At 57.1% G+C, this 19367-nt stretch carries 17 protein-coding genes, 1 tRNA gene and 1 pseudogene; 8 read left to right on the top strand and 11 right to left on the bottom strand.

What is annotated here, in order from left to right; all coding sequences use genetic code 11:
• Window positions 1-474 precede the first annotated feature (474 nt).
• A complete protein-coding gene (locus tag QM579_RS02600; RefSeq protein WP_414997665.1) occupies window positions 475-1497 on the bottom strand; it encodes an NAD-dependent epimerase/dehydratase family protein in 1023 nt (340 codons plus the stop codon).
• Window positions 1498-1787: 290 nt separating this feature from the next.
• Here QM579_RS02600 and QM579_RS02595 point away from each other — a divergent pair, with 290 nt between their 5' ends.
• Complete coding sequence (locus QM579_RS02595) at window positions 1788-2957, top strand: glycosyltransferase family 4 protein (RefSeq protein ID WP_414997664.1); 1170 nt, start codon at window positions 1788-1790, stop codon at window positions 2955-2957.
• Between the two features lie 317 nt (window positions 2958-3274).
• Window positions 3275-4624 carry a TIGR03013 family XrtA/PEP-CTERM system glycosyltransferase gene (locus QM579_RS02590; protein ID WP_414997663.1) on the top strand — a complete coding sequence of 450 codons (1350 nt, stop codon included), beginning with the start codon at window positions 3275-3277 and terminating at the stop codon, window positions 4622-4624.
• A gap of 367 nt (window positions 4625-4991) precedes the next feature.
• Here the strand turns inward: QM579_RS02590 and QM579_RS02585 are convergent, their stop codons facing one another.
• A complete protein-coding gene (locus QM579_RS02585; RefSeq protein ID WP_414997662.1) occupies window positions 4992-5441 on the bottom strand; it encodes a GyrI-like domain-containing protein in 450 nt (149 codons plus the stop codon).
• A 199-nt stretch (window positions 5442-5640) separates the two neighbouring features.
• Here QM579_RS02585 and QM579_RS02580 point away from each other — a divergent pair, with 199 nt between their 5' ends.
• Window positions 5641-6546 (top strand): AraC family transcriptional regulator, encoded by a 906-nt coding sequence (locus QM579_RS02580; RefSeq protein WP_414997661.1) that lies wholly within the window; start codon window positions 5641-5643, stop codon window positions 6544-6546.
• Between the two features lie 525 nt (window positions 6547-7071).
• On the opposite strand, the gene QM579_RS02575 is transcribed toward QM579_RS02580, so the two are convergent.
• Window positions 7072-7824: a hypothetical protein gene (locus QM579_RS02575; protein ID WP_414997660.1), complete on the bottom strand. Its 753-nt coding sequence runs from the start codon at window positions 7822-7824 to the stop codon at window positions 7072-7074.
• An 864-nt stretch (window positions 7825-8688) separates the two neighbouring features.
• Between QM579_RS02575 and QM579_RS02570 the strand changes: the two genes are divergently transcribed.
• Complete coding sequence (locus QM579_RS02570; protein WP_414997667.1) at window positions 8689-8877, top strand: pentapeptide repeat-containing protein; 189 nt, start codon at window positions 8689-8691, stop codon at window positions 8875-8877.
• 881 nt (window positions 8878-9758) lie between these two features.
• Here QM579_RS02570 and QM579_RS02565 read toward each other — a convergent pair.
• The 8 genes and pseudogenes from QM579_RS02565 to hisH form a co-directional block, all read right to left on the bottom strand.
• Window positions 9759-10310, bottom strand: a pseudogene (locus tag QM579_RS02565) (L,D-transpeptidase family protein); the annotation flags it as partial.
• 10 nt (window positions 10311-10320) lie between these two features.
• Window positions 10321-10878, bottom strand: coding sequence for an orotate phosphoribosyltransferase (gene pyrE / locus QM579_RS02560; protein ID WP_414997666.1), 558 nt, complete (start codon window positions 10876-10878; stop codon window positions 10321-10323).
• A gap of 32 nt (window positions 10879-10910) precedes the next feature.
• Entirely contained in the window at window positions 10911-12221 is a 1311-nt protein-coding gene (gene purB / locus QM579_RS02555; protein ID WP_414997659.1) for an adenylosuccinate lyase, read from the bottom strand.
• Between the two features lie 7 nt (window positions 12222-12228).
• Window positions 12229-12642, bottom strand: a complete 414-nt coding sequence (locus QM579_RS02550; protein WP_414997658.1) for an FmdB family zinc ribbon protein — start codon at window positions 12640-12642, stop codon at window positions 12229-12231.
• Window positions 12643-12893: 251 nt separating this feature from the next.
• Window positions 12894-13169, bottom strand: a complete 276-nt coding sequence (locus QM579_RS02545) for a hypothetical protein (RefSeq protein ID WP_414997668.1) — start codon at window positions 13167-13169, stop codon at window positions 12894-12896.
• A gap of 131 nt (window positions 13170-13300) precedes the next feature.
• Complete coding sequence (locus QM579_RS02540) at window positions 13301-14326, bottom strand: PP-loop family protein (protein WP_414997657.1); 1026 nt, start codon at window positions 14324-14326, stop codon at window positions 13301-13303.
• Between the two features lie 327 nt (window positions 14327-14653).
• Window positions 14654-15433 carry an imidazole glycerol phosphate synthase subunit HisF gene (gene hisF / locus QM579_RS02535; RefSeq protein ID WP_414997656.1) on the bottom strand — a complete coding sequence of 260 codons (780 nt, stop codon included), beginning with the start codon at window positions 15431-15433 and terminating at the stop codon, window positions 14654-14656.
• On the bottom strand, window positions 15423-16073 hold the full coding sequence (hisH, locus tag QM579_RS02530) for an imidazole glycerol phosphate synthase subunit HisH (protein ID WP_414997655.1): 651 nt from the start codon (window positions 16071-16073) through the stop codon (window positions 15423-15425). Before hisH ends, hisF begins: the two co-directional genes overlap by 11 nt.
• 273 nt (window positions 16074-16346) lie before the next feature.
• Between hisH and QM579_RS02525 the strand changes: the two genes are divergently transcribed.
• The 4 genes from QM579_RS02525 to QM579_RS02510 all read left to right on the top strand — a co-directional run bounded on the left by QM579_RS02525 (window position 16347) and on the right by QM579_RS02510 (window position 19315).
• On the top strand, window positions 16347-17270 hold the full coding sequence (locus tag QM579_RS02525) for a sulfite exporter TauE/SafE family protein (RefSeq protein ID WP_414997654.1): 924 nt from the start codon (window positions 16347-16349) through the stop codon (window positions 17268-17270).
• 45 nt (window positions 17271-17315) lie between these two features.
• The gene (gene murI, locus QM579_RS02520) at window positions 17316-18194 is read left to right on the top strand and encodes a glutamate racemase (RefSeq protein ID WP_414997653.1); all 879 of its coding nucleotides are present in this window, start codon (window positions 17316-17318) and stop codon (window positions 18192-18194) included.
• A 356-nt stretch (window positions 18195-18550) separates the two neighbouring features.
• Window positions 18551-18826: an HU family DNA-binding protein gene (locus QM579_RS02515; RefSeq protein ID WP_022659096.1), complete on the top strand. Its 276-nt coding sequence runs from the start codon at window positions 18551-18553 to the stop codon at window positions 18824-18826.
• A gap of 399 nt (window positions 18827-19225) precedes the next feature.
• A tRNA-Ser gene (locus QM579_RS02510) sits at window positions 19226-19315 on the top strand.
• The last annotated feature ends 52 nt before the right edge of the window (window positions 19316-19367 follow it).

Here is a 19367-nt window from a genome sequence, read left to right as displayed (position 1 = left end):
CCCTTGAAGGCTAACCCGTGGGAGTGGAGAGGTACGAAAACTCAGCGGGGTCGTCCGGGGGGAGTGCAGAGGGGGCCTCGGAGGGGCGGCAGCCCCTAACAGGCCCCCTCTGCCGCTCGCCGCGCAGGCGGCCAAAATGAAAAGGTCAGAACAGCCCAGCGTAGATTTCTTTTAAACTTCTTCACAGTTAAAAATTACAACGCTCTACATGTAGCCCGCTGTGGAAAGCAGCTTTACAGCATGCCGCGGGCGCGGAGAAGGCTTAGGCTCTTCAGAAATTGGAGCTTAAATCGCTGCACGGCGCTTGTGTATAGCGCCCAAAAGACCGCCAATCCATTGGATTGGCGGTCTTTTAATTATTTTTCGCTACATCGGCAGCAAAGGCATTTCAGGCAAGAAACTACTTTGAAAGGCCAGGGCGTACTAAGGAAAAAACAACAGCCCGCCCCGGCAAAGCCTGCCTGCTGCGCAATGCTACAGGTTGGCGGCGTACCAGTCGCCCGCCAGACGCAACCCCTGCCGCACATCAAAGCGGGGGGCATAACCCAGACGGGTCGCGGCGCGGCTGATGTCAGCAAGGCTGTGCCGCACGTCGCCAGCGCGAAAATCACGGTGTTCGACCTGGGCGCTGGCAGCTTCCGGCTTATGGCGCGCCACTTCTTCGCGAATAAGGTCGAAAAGCTCGTTGAGGGTGGTACGCTGGCCAAAGGCCACGTTGTAGATGGTGTTGGTGGCTTCGCCCACAGCAAAGCTGGCCAGCAGGTTGGCTTCCACCACATTTTCAATGTAGCAGAAGTCGCGGCTGGTTTCGCCGTCACCATTCACATAGACGGTCTCGCCCTTGATGAGGCTGGCGAACCACTGGGGCACAACGGCAGCGTAAGCGCCATAGGGGTCCTGACGCTGGCCGAACACGTTGAAATAACGCAGCCCGACGCTGGAAAAGCCATAGCAGCGGCTGAACACGTCGGCATAAAGTTCGTCCACATACTTGGTAACAGCATAGGGCGACAGGGGACGGCCGATCTTGTCTTCCATCTTGGGCAATTCGGGCGAATCGCCATAGGTGGATGAAGAGGCAGCGTAGACAAAGCTTTTGACCCCGGCATCGCGCGCAGCCACCAGCATGTGCAAAAAGCCCGTGATATTGCAGCTGTTGGACAGCAAGGGATCGTCAATGGAGCGCGGCACGGAACCGAGCGCCGCCTCATGCAGCACATGCTGCACGCCTTCGCAGGCCTTGTGGCAGGTATCAATATCGCGAATATCGCCTTCAATGAAGGTAAAGCGGCTCCAGGCTTCAGGCCCGACGATATCACGCACCATGTCCAGATTCTTCTGGTAACCGGTCAAAAAGTTGTCCAGCCCCACAACGGTCTGGCCCATCTTCAAAAGGTGCTCAAGCAGATTGGAACCGATAAAACCCGCCACGCCTGTGATCAGCCAGCGGGAAGGGGCGGCCTGCATAGAGGCACACAATTGGGAATACGCGCTCATGTTTGCGTCCTGTTTTGCAATGATTTGTTTCCGAAACGGCTCAGGCATAGAGCCTGCCCATGATGGAATTGTGTGATTCTACGCTGGTCAAGCATCTCTGTAAAGCTGGCTGAACCGAGGCTGTACCCATGCCGGGCAGCCTCGCGCCTGACGCCAGGATGGCACAAAATTGAATTCGGACAGTAACATCCCCCTTTTCAGTTATCCTCTCAGATGCTATAGCCTTTCCCATGCGAGCGCGGCCTGCCTTTGTGACAGACCGATGCCAGCGCAAAGGGAGACGCGAGGAAATGAAGATCATCGTACTGGGCAATCAGGCCAGGTCCATGAGCAATTTCTGGAGCGTACTGGTGCGCCACATGTTCCGGGCCGGCCATGAGGTAATCTGCTGCACGCCGCCAGGCGATGCTGGCGCGGAGGCTATCCTGGCGACTCAGGGCGCGCGCCTGCTGCACTATCCACTGGACCGTAAAGGCCTTAACCCCCTGCACGATCTGCGCACCACCGGAGCGCTTCTGCGGATTTTCAAGGAAGAAAAGCCCGACCTGCTTTTTGCTTCCACCATCAAGCCCGTCATTTACGGATGCATCGCTGCCCGTGTGGCTGGCGTGCCGCATGTTTACGCCACCATCACTGGCCTCGGCTACGCGTTTGAGGCTGACAGCTTTTTCAAAAAATGCGTCAATCGTCTGAGCGCCCTGCTTTACCGCACGGCGCTTTCTGGCGCTGAAGGCGTATTTTTTCAGAATGAGGACGATGTCAATGTGTTCCGGCAGGCCGGAATTCTGGGTTCCCGTGCCCGCATTTTGCGCGCGCGCGGCACCGGGGTGGATACCAGCCGGTTCGCCCCCACGCCCTTGCCCGGCCTCACCGAAGGCGGAACGCTGAGTGAGCCGCCCGTTTTTCTTCTGGTGGCCCGCCTGCTGGAAGCCAAAGGAATTGAAGAATACGCCCAGGCTGCGCATGAGCTCAAGGCCCGGCACCCCAAGGCACGTTTTCTGTTGCTTGGCCCCGAAGAACAGGGGCTTGGCAGCATCAGCCTTGAGCAGATACGCCAGTGGCAGGAACAGGGCGGCATAGAATACCTTGGTGAAACAAGAGATGTGCGTCCCTACATAAGCGCCGCCCACGTTATGGTGCTGCCCTCGTGGCGCGAAGGCACGCCCACTTCCATTATGGAAGGTATGAGCATGGGCCGCGCCGCCGTAGTAACGGATGCTCCGGGCTGCCGCGAAGTTGTGCGCGAAGGGTATAACGGCTACCTTGTACCCCTGCGCGACCCGAAAGCCCTTGCCGCGGCTCTTGAATCCCTTATTCTGCGGCCTGAACTCATGATCAGCATGGGCGCCGCCGGACGCCAGATGGCCCTGAGCGATTTTGACGCCGAAAAGGTGGCCGCACACATTCTTGAAGATATGCATGTGCCTGTGACGTTAAAATCAGACAGCGCGGCGCAATAAGCTTTTTGCAGTGCTGGGCTACCGCAAGGAATGCCGCGGCACAGCCTGTAGATGGGGTCGGTCTTGTCCGGCTCCAGCTTACCTTTGCCCTGGGTATGCCCAGGCAGAATAATATATTTGTAAAGCCAGCGTCAGGCTTCATAAGGACGCCGCCCGTAACGCGCTGTTTTTCGTCTGGCATGCCCGCAGAAAAACGCATACGCAGTAAAAAATACTGCCAAGCCGCTTTTTCTGATATGCACTACGTGAGAACGGTAGTTTACCCAAGGCGAACGAGTGAAAACTGACCCAATATCTCCCGCAAAGGATAATTTGCAATGATAAGCAGCTATCGCATGGGACTTTTGCAGGCGCTGGACCTGGTCTGCATTCTGCTAGCCCTGACAGTTTCCGGCCTGACCACCATCGCCCCGGACCTGAGCGTTTTTGACGACTACACCGGAGCTACGCTCTTTACCATTTTCTTTTACATGCTGTTTTTCTATATTCTTGATGCCTACAGCGTGGGCCAGGAAGACTTCAAGGAAACCACGGGCCGTGTGCTTGTGGCCTGCCTTCTGGGCATCGTTTCCTCGGCCACGGCCTCATACGCATTCCAGCACTGGCGCTTTGACCGTGAAACCGTTGTCATGCTCTTTGTGCTTTCTTTCAGCTTCAGCCTGCTCTGGCGCTGGCTTTACCACCTCAATGCCGACAAACTCACCCATCCCCTGCGTATTTTGCTTGTCGGTGTAGACCGTGCGGGCAAAGTGCGGCAGCTGCTGGCTGAAGGCCTGCCGCAGGCCAAAATCATCGGCTATGTGGGCGAACGCGATCAGGGCCCGGACGCCGGACCCTGCCTTGGCCCGCCCTTTCTTGCTCTGGACATCGCGCTGGAAAAAAAGGCCACAATGATTCTGCTGCTGCCCGATGCGCCCATTGACGACGACATTGCCCACGAGCTGCTTGAAGCCAAGCTGCGCGGCACGATGGTTGTGGATATTCGCAGTTTTTATGAGCACGTGGTGCAACGCCTGCCGCTTTCGCAACTCACGGACGAATGGCTGTTGCAGGCCGAGGGTTTTTCGCTGAACACGCGTGGTTCGCTGCGTCGCCTCAAGCGCGCGCTGGATATGCTTATCTCGCTGCTGCTGCTCATACCCGCCACGCCAATCATGCTGCTAACTGCCCTTATTGTGCGCCTGGAATCTCCCGGCCCGGTGATCTACAAGCAGGATCGCGTGGGACTGTTTGAAAATGAATTTACTGTGTACAAATTCCGCTCTATGCGGGCAGACGCCGAAAAAGACGGCGCCGTGTGGGCCAGCGCAGGCGATGCCCGCGTAACCCGGTTTGGCCGCTTTATCCGCAAGGTGCGCATAGACGAATTGCCGCAGATCTGGAACATCCTCAAGGGCGATATGAGCTTCATCGGCCCCCGCCCCGAGCGCATGGCCTTTGTGCAGAAACTCAAGGAAACCATCCCCTACTACAGCCTGCGCCACACTATCAAGCCGGGCCTGACTGGATGGGCCCAGGTTTGCTACCCCTATGGCGCTTCCGAGGAAGACGCCCGCCGCAAGCTGGAATACGACCTGTACTACATTAAAAATATGTCTCTTCTGCTGGACATCAATATTGTGTTCAAGACCATTGGCGTGGTGCTCTTTCCCAAGGGTGCGCGCTAGCGGATATTGCTTCAAAAACTGAAGGCGGCCCTTTTCTGGCAGAAGCGAGCTTTTACGCACGCAACTGCAAAGAAAAGGGCCGCTTGACGTTGCAACAGCAAAAAATGCAGACAGATCTGCTCTCGCTTGCGTTTGAACGGCGTCTGCATGCAAACAGTCGGCCTGCAGGGCAGCAGCGTAATTTGCCCACTGCATCAGCGACAGTTTGTTTAGGGGCAGTTTACGGGCAATGTATGGGCAGGGCTCACTGTACCCGCACTCTGCTTTACAAAGGATTGATATTTTTACACCCCCGCCAGACGGATTGTTGCCAATCTGCCCGACGGGGGTTTTGAATTTTTACCGTGCAAACCGCTGCTGCGAATTTTTATCCTTTTACGCCCACATAAATGCTGAAAGGTGCTTCGGGGTTCCAATGCGCAGGGTACACTTCAAAGCAGGGGGCTTGTTCATTATAGGCATACGCTTGCTGGCTGCCGAGCCATTTTTCAAAAATGAACATGTAGACCTCTCCAAGGCTTGCCAGATTGGGCACACTGCAAGCCGCGTACTTTCCAGCCGGAATATCCACATGCTCCATATCAGCAGAAAGTTGCCCTTCCGGGGCTTCCACGGCAGCCCAATAGTCAAAGTCCACTTCATTAAGCATGATGGCCACACCGTAGCCGGGCGTGTCTTCAATTCCCGCAATCTTGGGGCAAAGTTTTCCCCATATGGCGGGGCAATCCTGCTGGGCTTTGGACATGCTGGTGCGCACCTTGATACCTGTAAGATGCTTTGCCTGATAATCCACCACCGTTACTTTGAACTCGCTCACGTGATTACTCCCTGTATTTTTAAATGCCGTTAACCGCGAGGCAGTACAACCCCGCCGGACGAACCTGTGCGCAAAGAGCCGCCACGGTGCGTTCTGTGTACAGTGTCTCAATTCTCGTAAACCCGCTCGACTTTTTTTGCGGTTCCAGTCACCCTGCCAAAGCGTGTTCGGCGCAGAACCATTTTATGCTGGAGAAAATATGGAAACCATGTCGTATCAGGACCGCATCAACCGCGTGCTGCGGCATATTGAAAAGACCCTGGGCACGCGCCCGGATCTTGCGGAACTGGCAGACATTGCCTGTTTTTCTCCTTACCATTTTCACAGAATTTTCTCATCAATGGTCGGTGAAAGCGTCGCCGCCTACGTACGCCGCCTGCTGCTCGAAAGATCGGCGCTGCAGGTTGCGCATACGAGCGAACCCATCACGCAGATAGCCCTTGATGCCGGCTATGAGAGTGTGGATGCCTTTACCCGGGCATTTCGCGCGCACTTTGCCTCCCTGCCCTCGGAATACCGCCGCTCTGGCGGGCATCTGACGCTGGCACGTCAAAAAAATCCCGACATGCCGCTTTTTCACCACCAGATTATTGGCGCGCCCGCTCTGGATATACGGCTTGTAAAATTTCCAGCAGTGCTGGTAGCCGCCATGCGCCACACAGGCCCCTATGATGATTCTGGCCCAACCTGGGGGAAACTGCTGGCCGCCCTTGGGCCCGCGGGCCTTTTGGGGCAACATACCGTGGCCTACGGCGTCAGCTATGACAACCCTGATGTAACACCCAAACAAAAATGCCGCATGGACGCCTGCATAAGCCTGCCCGCCTCGGTTTCGCAAGAAAGCCCGCAGGTGCGCGAATTGCTGTGCAACAGGGAAATATTCCTGCGGCAGATTGGCGGCGATTGCGACTATGTGGCCGTAAAGGTGCATGGCCCCTACGACAGGTTGCACCCGGCCTATCGCTCCCTTTTTGGCCTGTGGCTACCCCAGAGCGGGCGTGAACCTACCAATGACCCGGGCTTTGAGGCGTACTACAACTCGCCTGAAACAACCGCCCCTGAAAATCTGCTGACAGAAATTTTCATTCCGCTCAAAACACAGTAAATTTGCGTGAAGTGAGCCTGAGCTTTTTAAATGCTATTGCTTGAGGGGAGTAGTTCAGACTTGCCCTGACAACACTCCGCTTTGACGGATGCCCGAAAGATAGAAAACGGCCCTTTTCATGAAGGAAGCGTACTCTTCTGTGCGCAACCGGATGAATAAGGCCGTTTTGCGCATGCGGTTGCACCGTCATGAGCCATATCTCCTTGCATATCAGCAAGAACGGGCCTTCCAGGTTCGTGGCGCACATGTGCGATCTTTGCGAAGTAAAATATGAAGTTCAAAACAGAAATGTTTGAAAAAACGCGTGTGACGCCACTCACAGGCAGCTCAACAGTGAAGTTGCATGCTGCCTGAAAGTCGCGGCCTATGGCAATGCTTGTTTCAGGCCAGAGGGCTCTAGGTAGTTTGCTGAATGAAATAAGATTTTTAGCGGGAGAAGGTGTTGGGGAGGGCCCCTTTTACAAAAGGGGCCCTCCCTCACAAAGCACTTCAAAATTAAAATGCTCTAACGAGAAAGAGCGGACACTACTGCTCGACGGGAAAAATATTGCGAAACACCACACTGTCGTCCTGATTGCGCACTTCAACAATTACCTGGGCATTTACCAGATTGAGCCGCCCCGGCAACCGCACAACAATAACAGTGCGCTTGAAGCGGCTGATGCGAAAATCACCAACGTTTTCAGGATCAAAACTCAGGGGATGTTTTGTGCCGTCAGCGGTGAGCAGCGTGCCGGAAACCGTACCTGCAGCCAGACGCTGGCTGTCAGTATTACGCAAATCAAGTGCAATGCGCAGTTTTCCGCCGCGCAACGCCCGTACCTGCACATTGCCCACCTTCACATAATCAAGGTCAATGGCGGGAAATTCTTCATGCCCCGGCCCTTCCACGCCGCGCGGCACTTCTGTTTTTCCGTTTTCTTCCTTGTCTGGAACGGCAGTTTCAGCGGGTGTGGCAACGTCTTCGCCACCCAGACGGCGCAGCACCAGGGTGCGGCCCTGCACGTCTTCCTCACGCAGCAGCTCTTCAAGATGTTCAAGACGCTCTGCTGTGGCCTGCGCTTCTTGATAGTCGCTTTCAAAACGCAGCATGTTGGCCCGCAGGGTGGTGTTTTCCTGCCAGAGGTTCCAGCACTGCCAGCCAAGGCCGGCACTCAGAACAGGCAGACAGGCGAAGAAAAACAACGCTACGTAAAAACGGCCCCGGCGGACGCGAAAACTGCGCCGGGGGCCGTTATCCCTCATAAAAATGATGGAAAGACTTTCCTTGTATTTCAAGGTCTGGCCCCCTGACTGGCGGTACGGGCCTGAGCCATGTCAGCCTGACCGCCGGGAACAGGCGGAGCCGCTGGCGTTGCAGCCCAGTCTTCACGTGCAATGCGCCACTGCTTGCCATCGTACTGGAGCAAGAGGGTCTTGGTGCCCCGGTCGCTGTTACCCGAACTGTCGGCATACGTCTGGTTCATGTCAGCACGAATACCCTGCTTGTCCACCACAAGCCGCAGGCCTGAAAGCTGCACAAGCGTGGGCTTGACCCGGCCCCACAGGCTTTCTTTCTGAGTACGGATGTTTTTAGCGCCCCAACGGCCCTGTTGCACGGCATTACTGGCGTAGTAATTCATATACTCGTCCAGCCGGCCCGCTTCCCAGGCCTGCCGCCAACCTTCAAGAGCCTCGCTTACAGCGCCGCTGACCTGATCGAGATAGTCAGCAGCCAGACCAAGCTCCTGCGGCTTGAACTGGGCCGCTACAATGCGCAGGTCGCCGTCATCGCCTCGGCGCCACCAAAGTGTGCGCACACCCTCGCTGATGCCGCTTGGGCTGGCAATAAGCTCTTCACTATGGGTGACGGCCAGCTTGTCCTGCACCTCAAGCACGGGCTTGCGGCTGATATAACGCAACCAGGGTTCGCCGAGATGCTTCTCGAGCTCACGCCATGCGGTATTATACGATTGACCGCGCGGGGTTCCGGGCTCCCGGTTATACCGGGCGTGATCGTAAAAATTGGCCAAAGAGGGCGAACGCGACGCCAGGGCCGCGCCCCAGCCGCTCAAAGCCTGATGCAACTGAGCCCGCACTTGGGGCGTCAGGCTCAAGTCCTGTGCGGCAAGGGCGGCAAGTTTTTGCGCTTCCTGTTCCTGAGTGGCGCGCTGCGCGGCAAGCTGTTCCGCTGCCAGTTTCTCCGCAGCAAGCTTTTCCTGTGCCAATTTTTCGGCAGCAAGTTTTTCCTGCGCCAGCTTCTCGGCGGCGAGTTTTTCTGCGGCGAGCCTTTCGGCCTCAAGCTTTTCGGCAGCCTGCTGCGCCGCAAGCCTTTGGGCTTCGGCTTCCTGAGCGGCCTTTTCGGCGGCAGCGCGGGCAACAGCGGCTTTTTCAGCAAGCGCGCGCTCTTCAGCCGCACGGGCCTCGGCGGCCTGTTGTTGAGCGATACGTTCTTCTTCAGCTTTCTGGCGGGCTACCTGTTCGTCGGCAACGCGCTGTTCGGCGGCCTGTCTGGCCGAGTCTTCCATAGCCGGACGTGCGCCCCAGTTCACCTCCGCCGGGGGCGGAGCATTCAGGCGGCGCGGCACAAGAGGATCGCTCAATGCCACGGATTTACCCGGCACTGCAGCTTCAGCAGCAGCCTTGTCGGCCTGCTTGCCGCTGCCCGTCGAGGCAGCAGTTGCCGTGGAGCCCTCGGCCACATCGGCAGCAGCTTCAGGCATATCCAGACGAGGCGGCAGCGGCGCTTCGGAATCAGCGTCCGAGGCCACCTGCAAAGGAGCCTCCGCCACAAGCTGGCCACGCTGGTACGCGGCACGCATGCCAAGATCGCGCGGGGCCCACTCCATGCCGACTATACGAAATTTTTTGTCTTTGCCGCGCTGCCAGTACAAACGGCGCACGCCTTCGGTGGAAAGGTTGGAAGCCGCGTAAAACTGCTCGGACCAGGTCACCCAATAACCGGGGCCCTCCAGCACGTGGATTTTGCGGTTGTAAATTTTAATAAAGCTGAGAACCTTGAACAGCCGTTCCTTGTTCAGCTTGAAAGCGGCAAAGCTTTCAGACATGGCTTTGGTGTAGGATTCGGGCTCATAAAACTCGAACATCTTGTCCGAGCGCGCAGCCCAAGCGTTGCTCCACGCCTGCATGAGCCGCCGCAGTTCCCGAGCCGAATTGCTGTCAGCCTGCAGTATGGTGTTCTCGTCCAGCTTTTCTGCCAGCACTACCGCCGTGCCGGGCACAAGGCTTGGCCCTACTTCGTCGATTTCCTTGAGGCCAATGGCAACGCAACCGCGCGTGGAAAGGGGTTCAATGCCGAATCCCTTGCTGTGAATCCAGATGCCGTGGCCTGTTTTGCCGCGAAGCTTGTCGACTGGGTTGGGATAGTTGAGCGTGTAGGCTATGCCGCCGTACTCTTTGAAATCCAGCCCGCTGGCAATCTTGTACTCTACAAAATAAATGCCTTCCGGCGTGCGCAGGTCGTTGAGAACCTGCTTGTCGCCGGGCAATTGCCCTGTGGTGCAAGGATAGCTGAAACGAAGCTTGAGAGGACTTTTCTTTTCAAAAAACATGAAGGTCTGGCGGTTCTTGTCCACAGCCACCAAATGCGAAGGCAAGCCTTCATTATACAACGAAGGCTGCCATTCGGCGGCACTGGCGGACAAGGGCGCAAGGGCGCACAAAAGCAACGCCAAAATACCTGTAAGCCCGCGCAAGGCGGGCAGGAAGGCGATTCGGAAACAGCGAAACACGACAGCCAGACAAGCTGCAGCGTTGCCTGCCATGTTGGCAGGGTCAGCTCGCAAGGGCCACCAGTTCCGCGCGGGTGAAGAGGGCAAGCAGTTCATATCCCGCCTCACGGAGCTTTTCACGGCCACCTTCTTCCCTGTCCAGAATAGCGCACACGGCAACGATATTCAGTTCCGCATCGGTTATTCTATGACAGGCCTTGAGCAGCGAACCGCCCGTGGTGACCACATCTTCCAGCATGGCGACACGGTCGCCAGCCTCAAAATTGCCAAGTCCCTCAACATACTGTCCAGTGCCGTGGCCTTTGGCCTCCTTGCGCACCAGCAGCCCGTTCAGGGGTCTGCCCTGTTCATGCGAAATGACCGTTGTGGACGAAACCAGAGGGTCCGCACCCAGGGTCATGCCGCCCACGCCCTTGATGTCAAGGTCTTTGAGCATATGGTTGAACAGAGTGCCGATCAGCCACGAACCCTCGGCATGCAAGGCCGTGACACGACAGTCAAAATAATAGTCGCTTCTGCGGCCCGAGGCCAGCACAAAATCGCCTTCCCGATAAGATTTTTCCACCAACAGGCGCGCCAGACGGCGCTTGAGTTCCATCATTTGTTCTTGGTCGGCGCTCATGATGACCTCGGCTAGCCCTGTACAGGCTTGTTGTCGAACACTCGGGCGAAAATTTCGTCCTCATGCTGCAGGTAGTAGGAAGGATCAAAAAGCTCATTAAGGGCTGCTTCGCCCAGACGGGAACGCATGTCGGCATCGCCATGCACAAGATCGGGGAAAGGCACGCGGGTTTCCCAGCTCTGCATGGCAAGCCGCTGCACGGCTTCGTAAGCCTGCTGGCGCGGCATTTCGGTTGCGATAAGGGCCGTGAGTACACGCTGCGAAAAATACAGGCCAAAAGAACGGTCCATATTTTCGCGCATACGCTCGGGCTTGACCACCAGCCCGTCCAAAAGGCGGGTGAGGCGGCTAAGGATGTAGTCTGCCAGAATTGTGGAGTCGGGCATGATGACGCGCTCCACCGAAGAATGGCTGATATCGCGTTCGTGCCAGAGCGCCTGGTTTTCAAGCGCAGCCAAGGCGTTGGTGCGCAGCAGGCGTGAAAGCCCGGTCATGTTTTCGGCAGAAATGGGATTCTTTTTGTGCGGCATGGCCGAGGAACCTTTCTGCCCCTTGGCAAAGCCTTCTTCCACTTCCAGCACTTCGGTGCGCTGCAAATGGCGCAGTTCAACGCAAAGGCGTTCTATACCGCCACCAAGAATTGCCAGCGAGGTAAAGAAGTGCGCATAGCGGTCGCGCTGAATGATCTGGGTGGAATGCGGATCAACGCCAAGCCCCAGATGGGCCAGGGCGCGTTGCTCCAGCTCGGGCGACAGAAAGGCATAGGTGCCCACCGCGCCGGAAATTTTGCCCACGCGCACGCTCTCAAGCCCGGCTTCGACCCGCACCAGATGACGAGAAAATTCAGCGTAAAACCCGGCCATTTTGAGGCCAAAGCTGGTGGGTTCGGCATGGATGCCGTGGGTGCGCCCCATGCACAGCAAACCTTTGTGCTTGCGGGCCAGGGTTTCAATGCTTTGCAGAAGCGCGCGAATATCGCGGAGGATAAGTTCGCCCGCCTGCACCAGCAAAAGGGCGTTGGCTGTGTCGACAATGTCGGACGAGGTGCAGCCCAGGTGAATGTAACGCGCGTCCGGCCCCACTTTTTCTTCAAGCGAGGTCAGAAAGGCGATGACGTCATGACGGGTGACTTCTTCAATTTCAAGAATGCGGTCAACGTCGATGGCGGCTTTGTCGCTGATAGTCTTTACGGCTTCAGCGGGGATGCGGCCCATTTCGCTCCAGGCCCGGCACACGGCCACTTCAACGTCCAGCCATGCCTGATAGCGGTTTTCCAATGTCCAGATGTTGCCCATTTCCGGGCGGGAGTAACGTTCTATCATGACAGCCTCATGAGGTCGGTTTGGCGGCGCTGGCCTTGGGGGCCGGGGTTGCGGGTGCGGCCACAGGAGCGGGCGCGGCAGCGGGTGCCTTTGCTGCCCCGGAAGGTGCTACGGCGCTGCTGGCTGTGCCCTCTGCGCCTTTGGCGGGCGTGGGGGCCGTTTCAGCTGCACCGGACGGCGCGGACGCCTCCGAAGATGTGGAAGATGCGGAAGACGAGCTTTCTTCCTTTATACCCTTGCGGTAGCCATAATCGTCAACATACCAGCCGCCGCCCTTGAGCACAAAGGAGGTCTGCGACATGATGCGCGGCGCGGCTGTTCCGCATTTGGGGCAGGGTTCTTCGCCCTGATCGGAGGGGCTTTTCACCCACTCCTCAAAGCGATGCTGACACTGGGGACATTGGTATTCGTAAATAGGCATGATTACGCTAAAAGACGGTTGCAGCGCTGCCCGATCAGACCGCGCCGACCGCACGCTGGAAGTTATGTATCGCTTGTCAAATGCCTACATCCCGCCGCGCCGGACTCAAAAGCCATATCCGGCGGCCGGGAGCCTGTATGCAGATTTGCCCGAGCGCACTTCAGCCAGCCTGAACTTGCGCATGACGCAAGAGGGCTGCTGCCGATGCAGCCCCCACCAAAGCGACACGGCCCTACGGGCCTTCATAAAAACTAGGCCTTGGCAGCAGCCTTGGCTTCACGCACGCGCTGCTTCAGGCGCTCTGCACGGCGATGACGGCGACGATCAAGTTCTTTTTTACGTTCGATTTTCTTGTGAGCCATAGTTCCCTCCGGGGTGAGCCCCATTGATATAAGTGGGTATTCATAGGCTCTTTCTCCGGCAAAGTCCAGCCCCATATGGCAGAATGCGCCACAGGCGCGCTTTTTGCCCCAAAAACCCGTGCCTCCTTTTTTCGACAAGCTGTGCGCTTCAAGAGGGTTGCGCACTTTTCTGCCAGTTTAGCACTATGTGCGCCTCATGCAGAGCGTTATCGTGCAACCAGCCGCACTTACAGCAAAATGTCACTTCTTACCAACCAGGGTGCTGTCTCAAGCACTTTTAACCTGCCAACGCTGCATCAGCCCTTCTGCCGATCATAGAAACCGCTGATTCCCTGCCCCACACGCAACTCACAGCCGAAAAATCCGTGCCGCACAAGAGTTTCTTCCACCTTGCCCACAAGCTCGGGGGGCAGGTTCTCCACCTGAAGCACCGGTTGCGGTGTGAGACGCAGGCGCAGGTCGCCCAAAGCGAAAGCAGTATTTTCTCTGCCCATTTCCACGCACGGCATGGCTTTTGGAGTGCTTTCGCCGTTCGCGGTTTTGGTGTCCAGGCTTGGCGCAGCTGTCGGGCTTGCGGCATCCGGCATTGCCTCCACGCCTGCAAAGGCATGATCAGCCAGTGTCAGGGCGGCCAGCTCCTCTTCGGCAGCTGCCAGACGGGCCAGCGTTTCTTTTTGCGGTTCAAGACCATAGGCCAGACGGGTGAGCAGGCAGGGCCGCGCGCGCTGCCCTGGATCGTCCAGCCCCGTGGCACGGGCCGCATTACGGATGGTTGCCTTGCTCATGCCTGCCTGCGCAAGGGGCGAAACCACCCCCGCCTCCTTGAGCGCGCGCAATCCGGGGCGGAACGCATTAAGATCGTCTGCGTTGCTGCCATCGCAAAGGACACGCCCCAGCTGCCCGGCCTGCGCCAGAGCCGCGCCAATGGCAGCCAGCAGTCCCGCCTTGCAGGCGTAGCAGCGTTCCTGACTATTGTTGGACACTTCGGGCAGAGACAGGGGGTTAAAATCCACCACCAGCAAAGGCAGCCCGCGGCGCTCGGCCCAGGAAAGCGCCCCGGCGCTTTCGCCAGCCGTAATATGCGGGCCACGAGCGTGAACAGCCAGTACGTCACAGCCGCACAGTTGCGCTGCATGACAAAGAAAACGGCTGTCTATACCGCCAGAAAGCGCCACAACAAGCGGCGGCAGATCACGCAGAATGCGCGTCAATTCCTTGGGCAGGTCTTCGGGCCGCATTTCGCTGCAAGAAACCAGCAACGATTCCTGCGCGGCAGCCTTTACCGCGCAAGCCGCATTAATGGGTTCGCTCTTGTTGTCCATATATAATGATGTACTCCTGCCTGCCCTATTGACGCCCCAATGGGCTGAACCAGTGGGTTGCCCCAATGAGCAAAACGGACGGGCTGAACGGATAAAGTCCTGCGGGGCTGCTAAGGAAGCACTGATTAAAGAGCCTCCTGGAAACGCGCAGTTATTTTGTTTGGCAAGGCGCGACTTTTTTTTGAAGCAAGGGTGGACTCTTCCGTCCTCGACTGTTTCAAAAAAAATGAAGCAGCGCCGCCAAACGGAATAAACCAGCGTTTCCCTAAAAAAATGGTGCAGGGAGTTTGCACGCCCCTGCACCACAAAAACTTTCTGGCCCTGCGCCTACCAGGTCAGACGCATCTTGGCTCCGTGGGCGGCCATGTATTCCTTGCACTGACGGATACTATACTGCCCGTAGTGCACAATGGATGCAATAAGGGCCGCAGAAGCCCCGCCCGTGGTCACGGCCTCAAGCATGTGACGGGGTTCGCCAGCGCCGCCGGAAGCAATAACAGGCAGGGATACGGCGTCGGCAATGGCGCGGGTAAGCTTGAGCTCATAGCCGTCCTTGGTGCCGTCCGCATCAATAGAATTGACGCACAGTTCGCCTGCGCCCAGCTCCTGACAGCGCCGCGCCCAGGCAATGGCGTCCAGGCCCATGCGTTTGCGGCCACCGTGAATAACAATCTCGTAGCCGGAAGGAATTTCAGTGCTCACAGGCACGGCCAGCACATCCATACCCACCACTACAGCCTGCGAACCAAAGGCGTCAGCTCCCTGGCTGATGAGGTGAGGGTCCTTTACCGCCGCAGAGTTGATGGAGACCTTTTCGGCCCCTGCCAGCAGTACGGCGCGCATGTCGGCCACACTGGAAATGCCGCCGCCAACGGAAAAGGGAATGAATATCTGCTCTGCCACGCGCTCGACCACATCCAGAAAGATACCGCGAGCCTCTGCCGAAGCCGTAATGTCGTAGAAAACTATTTCGTCCGCGCCTTCTTCATAATAACGGCGGGCGCTTTCCACGGGGTCGCCGATGTCTTCATTGCCCACAAATTTGACCCCCTTGGTCAGACGGCCATTGCGCACATCCAGACAGGGAATTACCCGCTTACTGAGCATGACGCGCCTCCCGGGAGTTCAGACAGTAATCATAAAAATTACGCAGCAGTTTCAGGCCGGGCCTTCCACTTTTTTCGGGGTGAAACTGAGCGGCCCAAAGGCCTTCGCGCCCATAAAGTGAGCAAAAGGTGCGCCCGTAGGTAGTGGTGGCAAGCACAAGAGAGGGGTCGGGATCAACATAGTAGCTATGAACAAAGTAGTATTCCGCCGTGGGCTCGATGCCCTCAAGCAGAACACTGGGGGCCGCGGCTTCAATGCTGTTCCAGCCCATATGCGGCACAGGAGCGGGAGTACCGTCCTCCTGAAGCATGTGGTCCTCAAAGCGGCGGCAAACGCCAGGCACGATGCCAAGGGTGGTGGTGTCGTTTTCTTCACTGCTTTGCAGCAGAATCTGACAGCCAAGGCATATGCCGAGCAGAGGTTGCTTCCTGCGCACAACCTGACGCAGGGCCTCGTCCATTCCGGATTCCGCCAGAGCGCCCATAGCCTGCCCTGCCGCTCCCACGCCGGGAAAGATAACTCCTTCGGCACGTTCGAGCGTTGCGGGGTCCGCAGTTATGACGCATGGTATGCCCAGATGCTCCAGAGCGCGGCGCACGCTCGTCTGATTGCCCGCCTTGTAGTCCAAAATGGCCAGCATGGTGCTTCCTTACTTTGTTGCGCAGCCCCGGTGAGCCCCAGACTGCCTTGTGCGCAGATAAGTGGCGAGCATACATTTTTGCCGCGCGGCAGGCAACGCGCCCAAAACGGCGAGCGCGACACAGGAAGGACCTAATTCACAAAACCGGGCTGTGCCTGTAGTGACAAAAACAAAAATCACGGTTATTATTAAAACCGTGAAGATGATGAAGATCATTATATTGTTTTTTATTGTTTTTTTATAATTTGATTTTGACAAAATGTGGAGGCAATCATGTATTTCCCCACTGCCGGTATTGAATGCAATCCTTTGCTGCCCTTTGGCGTGGCCCTGGGCATATCTTTTTTTACGTCTATGGGCGGCATCTCTGGCGCTTTTCTTCTGCTTCCCTTCCATATGAGCGTGCTGGGCTACGTGAACCCCAGCGTCAGCGCCACCAACCAGTTTTTTAACGTGCTGGCCTGTCCGCCCGGCGTCTGGCGCTACTGGCGTGAAGGCCGGCTGGTCTGGCCCCTGACGCTTACCGTGGCCGCAGGAACATTGCCGGGGGTTTTTCTGGGGGCGCTGATCCGCATCAACTGGCTGCCAGATCCGTCAGATTTTAAAGTTTTCGCTGGCCTTGTGCTGCTGTATGTCGGCGGCCGCATAGCAATCACCACATGGAAAGCCCGGCGCAACAAGACCGAAAGCATGCGCCCCGGAGCCGTCACAGATAAAGAACCCACATGCCGCCAGACGGCTATGGGCTGCTGCCACGTGCTGGAGTGGAACACCCGCTCTCTGGTTTTTGTTTTTCAGGAAAAGGAGCACAGGGTTTCGACCCGCCAACTGGCGCTGCTCAGCCTGGTTGTGGGCCTTGTTGGCGGCATTTACGGCATTGGCGGCGGCGCTATTATGGCGCCTTTTCTGGTTTCTTTTTTTGCGCTTCCGGTTTATGCCGTGGCCGGAGCAACGCTTTTTGCCACTTTTTTAACTTCGGTGGCGGGGGTAAGCTTTTATTTTATGCTGGCCCCCTTTTATCCTGGTCTGGCCGTAGCCCCCGACTGGCGCATGGGCATACTGGTTGGGCTGGGCGGCATGTGCGGTATGTATTTGGGCGCACGTTGCCAGAAGTATGTTCCCGCCACGGCATTAAAGTGCCTTCTGGCGGCCATTTTGCTCTTTACAGCCATACGGTATCTGAGCCAAGGTTTCTAGCGGCTGCCTTTCCTTGTTTGGGGCGGCCCATTCAAAGGATACAGCATGAATTCGAATTCCCGGCTGCCCATTGGCCTTTTCGATTCCGGCATGGGCGGCCTCACCGTTCTCAAGGCTCTGGCTCTGCGTTTGCCCGGTGAAGACCTGCTCTATCTCGGCGACACAGCCCGGCTGCCCTACGGCACCAAGGGCCGCGACACGATTATTCGCTATACGCTCAAGGCCGCGCAAAAGCTGGTTGATATGGGCGTAAAAATGCTGGTTGTGGCCTGCAACACAGCCACAGCGGCAGCTTTGCCCGTTTTGCGCGAGCACTTTGCCCCCCTGCCCGTTCTGGGCGTGGTGGAACCCGGTGCTCAGGCCGCTGCCGCTGCCAGCATTAACGGCCGCATTGTTGTGCTTGCCACAGAGGCCACCATTAACGGCGGGGCCTACCAGCAGGCGATTGCACACATTCGGCCCGAGGCCACAGTTTTGGTACGCGCCTGCAACCTCTTCGTGCCGCTGGCCGAAGAAGGCTGGATGGACGGCCCCATAGTAGAGGATATCGCCCGGCGCTATCTTGAAGGATTTTTTGATACGCCCGTGGGGGCAAATTCAGATTCTGCCGCCATACGCCCAGACACGATGGTGCTCGGCTGCACGCACTACCCCCTGCTCCAGAAAGCTTTACGCAAGGTTGTGGGCCCGGAGGTGCATATTGTGGACTCCGCCGCGACCACTGCCGAATTTGTGACGGAAGAACTGGCCCGCCTGCACCTGCTGCATCCCGAAGGGCAGCTTGCCGACGCTGGAACAAGTACGTGCCGCCACGGAAACAGCCTGTTTTTGACCACAGATCATGTTGCCCGCTTTATCAGGACTGGCAGCCTGTTTCTGGGCAGGGACATGACCGAAAGCGAAGTAACTTTGGTAGACCTTTAATAATTGACTTTTATTTTCAAACATTTCAAAAGACTACCCGGAAACTTCTGACACCGACACAGGTCTTGCAGATACGTCCCCTTTGGGTCAGGTAAGGTCAAAAAGCTTGCGCGGCGCGCATTTCAAGCTTTTTCGTTGACAGAAAAACATCGCTAACGTAATGAAACAACAGTCTGACGGCGCAATACACGTCATCGTTCGAAATCCCCCATGGCGCGCTATGTCGGGTTGGCATAGCAGCGACTACCCCATGCGAGATCGGCCCGTCGGGCCACCGCCCTACGGCCATACAGCCGTGTCTGGTCCGATATGGCACCAATCAGGGAACAAACCGAAATCCTTTATGGAGAAGCATCATGACTAAAGCTGAGCTTGTTGAAAAAATCCATGCCAAAGCCGGCCTGCCCACCAAGGCCAAAGCTGAAGAAGCCCTTGACGCCGTTGTGGCCTCCCTGCGTGAAGCCCTGGCCTCTGGCGAATCCGTGACCTTCACCGGTTTCGGCAGCTTCAAGGTTGTGGAACGCGCAGCCCGCAAGGGTCGCAACCCCCGCACCGGCAAGGAAATCACCATTCCGGCCAGCAAGGTTGCCAAGTTCACGCCCGGCAAGGGCCTGAAGGACGCCATCAAATAAATATGGCTTCATAGAGTTTTTGCGGCGCGTTCTCCCACTACGAGGAGAACGCGCCGTCTTTTTATTTATGCCGCAACGGTCCATTTTCCAGGTGCCCACCCGCCAGAGCCCATCCGTCCGTCAGCAAAACGTGAGTGAAAACAGTGAAAGCAGGCGTGGCATATAAATTTCACCACCCTGCTATTCTTCAGGTGAAGAGCTGCGGCGCATGCGAGGCATTATGAAGTTGGCAACATACGGGTGTGTATAGACCAGCATCACAACTGCTGCCTAAAAACAGACTATTCAGAGGCTGCCGTGGCACGCGAGCGCAATATTCAGGTTACTGTGGCGGCCCTCTCTTGAATTTCAGCGCAGAATACATTACTAGCTTGTGCAACGCCAACGCGCGCACCCTGCGGAGGGGTGGCAGAGCGGTTGATCGCGGCGGTCTTGAAAACCGTTGAAGGTGTGAGCCTTCCGGGGGTTCAAATCCCTCCCCCTCCGCCACAATGTTATTAAAACAGCTCACGTTCATCTATGAACGTGAGCTGTTTTTTGT

Source organism: Desulfovibrio sp. (assembly GCF_047607245.1).
In the GTDB taxonomy this organism is placed as follows: Bacteria; Desulfobacterota; Desulfovibrionia; order Desulfovibrionales; family Desulfovibrionaceae; genus Desulfovibrio.
The sequence above is the reverse complement of the archived record's forward strand: the minus strand, read 5'-3'. Positions and strand labels throughout refer to the sequence as shown.